Origin of the sequence: Microbacterium resistens NBRC 103078, assembly GCF_001552355.1 — a bacterium.
In the GTDB taxonomy this organism is placed as follows: domain Bacteria; phylum Actinomycetota; class Actinomycetes; order Actinomycetales; family Microbacteriaceae; genus Microbacterium; species Microbacterium resistens.
In genome coordinates, this window is the sequence record NZ_BCRA01000168.1 from 1 (window position 1) to 6,209 (window position 6,209).

Genomic DNA, 6,209 nt, shown 5'->3' on the forward strand with positions numbered 1-6,209 from the left:
GCCGCGCCGCCCGCGGGCGTGCGGCCGAGTCCGGGGCCGAGCGCCTGGCGGGGGTGCTGCAGGACCCGAACGGACTGCCGTTCACCCTGGGCTTCGTCGACGGCGTGATGCGCCCCGAGAGCCTGGGCGCCGCCGCGAGCGGTCTGCGTCGGATCGCACCGCTCGTCCCGGACTTCCTCCCGTGGTACCTCAAGGCCGCCGTGCGCGTGGGCGGAGGGATCGCGCCGGCGCTGCCCGCCCCCACCGTCCCGATCGCCCGCAGGGTCCTCCGGGACATGGTCGGCCACCTCATCGTCGACGCCCGTCCCGACAAGCTCGGCCCTGCGATCGCCCGGATCCGTGAGAGCGGCGCGCGATTGAACCTGAACCTCCTCGGCGAGGCGGTGCTGGGGGAGAACGAGGCGCGGCGGCGGCTCGACGGCATCCACGACCTCATCCGCCGGCCGGACGTCGACTACGTCTCCGTCAAGGTCTCCGCGATCAAGAGCCGGATCTCGCTGTGGGCGTTCGAGGAGACCGTCCAGGAGATCGTCGACCGCCTGCTCCCGCTCTACCTCACGGCCGCGGACCCGGCCACCGGGCACCGGCCGGGCGCTCCGGTCCCGGACGCGAATGCCGCGCACACCGGGCCCCTCAGCCGCGCGGGGGCGCTCTCCGGCACGACGTTCCTGAACCTCGACATGGAGGAGTACCGCGACCTCGACCTCACGATCGCCGTCTTCACGCGGATCCTCGAGGATCCGCGCCTCAAGCACCTCGAAGCCGGGATCGTGCTCCAGGCGTACCTGCCCGACGCGCTGCCGGCGCTCCGGGAGCTGACCGCATGGGCGCGGGACCGGGTGGACCACGGCGGCGCGCGCATCAAGGTGCGTCTGGTCAAGGGCGCGAACCTCGCCATGGAGAAGGTCGAGGCCGCCGTGCACGGCTGGCCGGCCGCGCCCTACGACGCGAAGGTCGACACCGACGCCAACTACCTGCGCTGCCTCGACGAGGCGCTGCGGCCGGAGGCGACGCGCGCGGTGCGGGTCGGGATCGCCGGCCACAACCTCTTCGACGTCGCCTACGCGTGGCTGCTCGCCCAGGAGCGGGGCCTGACCGCGCCCGCCGCCGGCGACGAGCACGCCGCGTCCGACATCGAGTTCGAGATGCTGCTGGGGATGGCTCAGGCGCAGGTGGAGGCCGTGCGCCGGGACGTGGGACCGGTGCGTCTCTACGTGCCCGTCGTGGACCCGCGCGAGTTCGACGTCGCCATCAGCTACCTCGTCCGCCGGCTGGAGGAGAACGCCTCGCCGGAGAACTTCCTCTCCGCCGCCTTCCGCCTGCACGAGGACCACGACCTGCTGGACCGGGAGATCACCCGGTTCGGCGCCTCCCTGGAGCGCTCGGTCGACCCGGACCTGCGCATCGGTCCGCGCCGCTCGCAGGACCGCGCCGCCCCCGTCCACGAATCCATGGTGCGCACCGCGGACGCCCTCGATCTGGACGGCCCCCTCACACAGGCGGTCCTGGGGATCGCCCGTTCGGCGGACCCCGCGGACACGTTCGTGGAGACCGCCGTCTACGCCGAGCGGGAGGACACCCGGGAGGCCGCGCTCGGCGCCCCCGGGTTCTCGAACACGCCGGACACCGACCCCGCGCTTGCGGCCAACCGCGAATGGGCCCGCGGCATCCTGCAGCGGATCCCCGGCTCCACGGCAGGCACCGGCCTGCTGCCGTCGGCGCGGATCGAGCATCCGGACCAGCTGGAGCGGGTCGTCGGGCGCGTGCGCGACGCGGCTCCGGGGTGGGGAACCCGTCCGGCGTCGGAGCGTGCGGAGATCCTGCTGCGTGCGGCGGCGGTCCTGGAGTCGCGCCGCGACGAGCTGATCGAGGTCGCGGCGTCCGAGACCGGGAAGGTCCTCGCCGAGGCGGACACCGAGGTCAGCGAGGCCGTCGACTTCGCGAAGTACTACGCGGCGAAGGCGCGCGAGCTCGACACCATCCCCGGAGCGGCGTTCGTGCCCTCCCGGGTGACCGTCGTCGCGCCGCCCTGGAACTTCCCGCTCGCGATCCCGTCCGGCGGGGTGCTGGCCGCGCTCGCGGCCGGATCCGGCGTGGTCTTCAAGCCCGCTCCGCAGGCGCGCCGCTGCGCGGCCGTGATCGCCGCGGCGCTGTGGGACGCGGGGATCCCGCGCGACGTCCTCGCCCTCGTCGACATCGACGAGGGAGAGCTGGGCCGGCGCCTCATCGCGCACCCCGACGTCGACCGGGTGATCCTCACCGGGTCCTGGGAGACCGCGGCGCTCTTCCGCAGCTGGCGTCCGGACCTGCCGCTGCAGGCGGAGACGAGCGGCAAGAACGCGATCGTCGTCGCCCCCTCGGCCGACCTCGACCTCGCCGTCGCCGACCTCGTCCGCAGCGCCTTCGGGCACGCCGGGCAGAAGTGCTCGGCCGCGTCGCTCGCGATCCTCGTGGGCCCGGTCGGGCGGTCGAAGCGCTTCGCCCGGCAGCTGGCCGACGCCACCCGGTCGCTCCACGTCGCTCTGCCGTCGGATCCGCTGGCCGAGGTCGGCCCGGTCATCGAGCGCCCCTCGGGGAAGCTCCTGTGGGCGCTCACGGAGCTGGAGGGCGACGAGAAGTGGATGATCCGTCCGGAGCCCGTCGAGCCGTCGGACCTCGACGCCGCCCTGGCCGCCGAGGGGAGGCTGTGGCGTCCGGGGATCCGCCTCGGCGTGCAGCCGGGCTCCCGGTTCCACCGCGAGGAGTTCTTCGGGCCGGTGCTCGGGATCATGCTCGCCCCGACGCTGGAGCGCGCGATCGAGCTGCAGAACGCCGTGGACTATGGGCTGACGGCCGGGCTGCACACCCAGAGCGCGGACGACCTCGCCCTCTGGCTGGACCGCGTCGAGGCGGGGAACCTCTACGTCAACCGCGGGATCACGGGCGCCGTCGTGCAGCGCCAGCCCTTCGGCGGCTGGAAGCGGTCCTCGGTGGGGACCGGAGCGAAGGCGGGCGGGCCGAACCACCTCGTGGGCCTCGGATCTTGGCGGGGGACCGGCGGAGGGGCGGCGTCGAGCACCCTGCACCTGCGCGGTCTGGACACGCGCATCACGGCGCTGATCGAGGCGGCCCAGCCGTCGCTCGACTACCCGGCGTTCGAGTGGCTGCGCCGGGCCGCGCTCTCGGACGCCCTGGCCTGGGATCGCGAGTTCGGCCGCGTCCGGGACGTCTCGCGTCTCGGCGTCGAACGCAACCTCTTCCGCTACCGCCCGGTGCCGGTGGCGGTGCGGGCGACCGGCGACGCCGAGTGGCGTGAGCTGCTGCGCGTCGCGCTGGCCGGCATCCGCACGGGTGCCGAGGTCACGCTCTCGACGCCGGTCGGCCTTCCCGCCGGCGTCCGCCGCGTGCTCGGCGACCAGGGGTTCGTGGTGTTCGTGGAGTCGGACGACGAGTGGATCCAGCGCATCGCGCGCCGCGGGACGGCGGAGCGCGATCCCGAGTCTCCGCCCGTCGCGGACCGCGTGCGGCTGGTCGGACCCACGGAGGCGGTCGCGGGCCTGCATCGACGGCTCGCCGAGGCCGTGGACGGGGACCCGGACCTCGCGATCCACTCCGGCGAGGTGACGACCGCCGGGCGCATCGAGCTGCTGCCGTTCCTCCGCGAGCAGTCGATCTCGATCACGGCGCACCGCTACGGCAACCCGGATCCGTGGAGCGAGTCCGTCATCTGACAGGCGCCTTCCTGGGACGTGCATCGGCCCGGCAGCGGGATCGGTTCGGGTCGCGAAATCCGGATGGCGATCAGGTGGGCAGCGGCGTCGGCGAATCGGATGCGTTCGAAACCCATTCGTAGCCGAGGCCGCTCGTCAGTATTCCGGCCGCGATCACGAGGCCGAACAGTGTCCACCACAGGCGGGGATAGCTGAAAGGGCGGGCGGCCCAAAAGCAGAAGCGCCAGAGCCAACGGCCGCGGATGCCTCTGGCGAGGTGTACGGCCGTCATTGCCGCAGTGCACATGCCGATACTCGCGATGAGTCCGATCAGGGTGATCCCGGCGCCTGTGAGCTGGTAGAGAACCATTCCAAGGTCGGGTGCGAAGAGAACCGCGAGGACGCCCTTGGATGCGGCCAGGTAATCGCGCACCCCGATGAGGGCGGCGGATTGAAACGGCGGCTCGATCAGGAACACCGCGCTAGCGATCGCCACGGTGCTCATCCCGATCGCACCCGTCAGTTGTCCAGCGACCGATCCTGCCTCGATCACGTGCCGGACGGCCAGAACCAGGAACGTGGACAGGCTCGCAACGACCATGACCACCGTCAGGATGAGCAGGGTGAACACGACAAGCTCGGTGTGAGCGACGTACTGCTGGACGATGAAGCAGATGCCGGCGACGGCGAGGACGACCTTCAGCCAGGTGGCTTCCGTGGAGGGAGGTGCGTCGGAACGGAACATCCGACGGAAGAAGTCGACAACGGGCCGAACGATGCGCGCACCGATCCGCCAGTCGGTCTGCTCGCGGGCGAGCTCGAAGGCGCGACGCAGCTCGATCTCCTCGGGAATACCTGCGGTGGCGCGGGTGATCGGGCCGTAGGCGGCACCGAGGATGGCTCCGGGAAGAAGGGCGATCGCACCCCACAGCGCCCCCGGGAGAGCTGATCCCAGTTCCTGCATCGTCACGTCCCTGCCTGATCGCTGTCCAACCACCGGGCAATTCGTTGCTCCCGCGGGTCGCGACGGGAGAGCCAACGGGTGGTGAGGAGGCTCGTGAAGAACCCCAGGAGCAGGAAGACGATCATCGAAACGATGTCCCAGACGTGATCCATCGCGAACTGGACGAGTAGCGACACGAATCCGCTCGATCCGCTCGTCGTTTCCGTGAGCAAGTTGTGTGGTGTCATGGCCCCCCGTTTCACCTTCAGGGCAGTCAAGCACACCCAATCCGAACAAGCTAATGCTTGCTCGAGGGTGTAAAAGATTCTTGACATCTGACTCGCGCGGTCGTACCTTTCCTGTAAAGAATCTTTTACATCGGAGGTCGCCATGGTCTATCACGAGCGCGCGGCGTGGACGGAGCTCGTCGTCGGCATCGGCGGAGTGGTCGTCTACGCGATCCTGCTGTCCGTCTCCGCGGCCGGCGGCCCGCTGACCGGCGTCGACTGGCCCCCGCTCATGATCGGGACGATCGGCGGCGGCGTCCTCCTCGCCATCCTCCTGACGATCGGGTGGGGGATCCTCGCCAGGGCGCGTGATCGAGAGGCGATGGCGACGGACATCCGCGACCGCGACATCGGGTGGATGGGCGGGCGCGTCGAGCACGCGTTCCTCGTGATCGCGGGCCTCGGCGTGCTCGTGCTGTGCGCCCTGCGGGCCGACGTGTTCTGGATCGCGCACGTCATGTTCGCCGGGTTCGCGGTGTCCTCGATCCTCGGCGGGGTCGCCCGCGTGATCGCGTATCGCCGGGGGCTCGTGTGATGGTCAAGCCCACCCGCGTCACCAATACGATCCGGGCGCACCGCGAGGACGCCGGACTCACGCAGGCGGAGCTGGCGCGACGCATCGGCGTCACCCGGCAGACGCTGATCGCGATCGAGCAGGGGCGGTACTCGCCGACCCTGGAGCTCGCCTTCCAGATCGCCCGCACGTTCGGGGCGGCGATCGACGACCTGTTCCAGTACCCGGACGTGCCCGGGGAGGGCTGACGTGAGCGGGGAGCGCGAGATGGACGTGAGGGGAGACGACGGCCGAGGAGCGCGGGCGCAGGGCGGCGGCCCGACGCCCGGGCGGCCGGAGATCCCGGACTCCATGCGGGCGTGGGTCTGCGAGACGTACGGCCCGGCGGAGGGGGTGCGCCTCCAGGAGCTCCCGACGCCGCGTCCGGGGCGTGGGGAGGTGCTGCTGCGCGTGCGGGCCACGGCGCTGAACGCGGGCGACGTGCGGCTGCTGCGCGGCGATCCGCTCCTGGTGCGTCTCGTCTACGGGCTGACCCGGCCGCGGTTCCCGGTGCGGGGGATGGACGTCGCCGGCACCGTCGTCGCCCTCGGTGCCGGGGTGGGTGGCATCGGCCTCGGTGACGAGGTCGTCGCCGAGCTGCGCGGGGGAGGCGGTCTTGCCGAGTACGCGACGGTGCCCGCGGACCGGCTCGCGATCCGGCCGGTAGGCGTGGATGCCGCGCTCGCCGCGTGCGTGCCCATCGCCGCCGGCACCGCGTGGCAGGCCTGGGATGCCGC

Annotated in this window: 6 protein-coding genes; 4 read left to right on the forward strand and 2 right to left on the reverse strand. The window is 71.9% G+C overall.

The window, feature by feature from the left end; all coding sequences use genetic code 11:
* Positions 1-44: 44 nt before the first annotated feature.
* On the forward strand, positions 45-3,710 hold the full coding sequence (locus MR1_RS18255; RefSeq protein WP_255218199.1) for a proline dehydrogenase family protein: 3,666 nt from the start codon (positions 45-47) through the stop codon (positions 3,708-3,710).
* A gap of 70 nt (positions 3,711-3,780) precedes the next feature.
* On the opposite strand, the gene MR1_RS18260 is transcribed toward MR1_RS18255, so the two are convergent.
* Together MR1_RS18260 and MR1_RS19910 are read right to left on the reverse strand one after the other, a co-directional pair.
* Complete coding sequence (locus MR1_RS18260; protein ID WP_067250459.1) at positions 3,781-4,659, reverse strand: hypothetical protein; 879 nt, start codon at positions 4,657-4,659, stop codon at positions 3,781-3,783.
* Complete coding sequence (locus MR1_RS19910; RefSeq protein WP_157518367.1) at positions 4,656-4,880, reverse strand: hypothetical protein; 225 nt, start codon at positions 4,878-4,880, stop codon at positions 4,656-4,658. Before MR1_RS19910 ends, MR1_RS18260 begins: the two co-directional genes overlap by 4 nt.
* 142 nt (positions 4,881-5,022) lie before the next feature.
* Between MR1_RS19910 and MR1_RS18265 the strand changes: the two genes are divergently transcribed.
* The 3 genes from MR1_RS18265 to MR1_RS19915 all read left to right on the forward strand — a co-directional run.
* Positions 5,023-5,454, forward strand: a complete 432-nt coding sequence (locus tag MR1_RS18265; RefSeq protein ID WP_067250462.1) for a hypothetical protein — start codon at positions 5,023-5,025, stop codon at positions 5,452-5,454.
* Positions 5,454-5,681, forward strand: a complete 228-nt coding sequence (locus MR1_RS18270) for a helix-turn-helix transcriptional regulator (protein WP_067250466.1) — start codon at positions 5,454-5,456, stop codon at positions 5,679-5,681. The genes MR1_RS18265 and MR1_RS18270 overlap by 1 nt, the downstream gene beginning before the upstream one ends.
* 19 nt (positions 5,682-5,700) lie before the next feature.
* Positions 5,701-6,209 (forward strand): alcohol dehydrogenase catalytic domain-containing protein (locus tag MR1_RS19915; RefSeq protein WP_255218198.1); only part of this gene is annotated, 509 nt, incomplete at its 3' end.

Coding starts and splice junctions, on each gene's coding strand:
- MR1_RS19910 (WP_157518367.1), bottom strand. CDS start 4,880: ATGACACCACACAACTTGCTCACGGAAACGACGAGCGGATCGAGCGGA.
- MR1_RS18265 (WP_067250462.1), top strand. CDS start 5,023: ATGGTCTATCACGAGCGCGCGGCGTGGACGGAGCTCGTCGTCGGCATC.
- MR1_RS18270 (WP_067250466.1), top strand. CDS start 5,454: ATGGTCAAGCCCACCCGCGTCACCAATACGATCCGGGCGCACCGCGAG.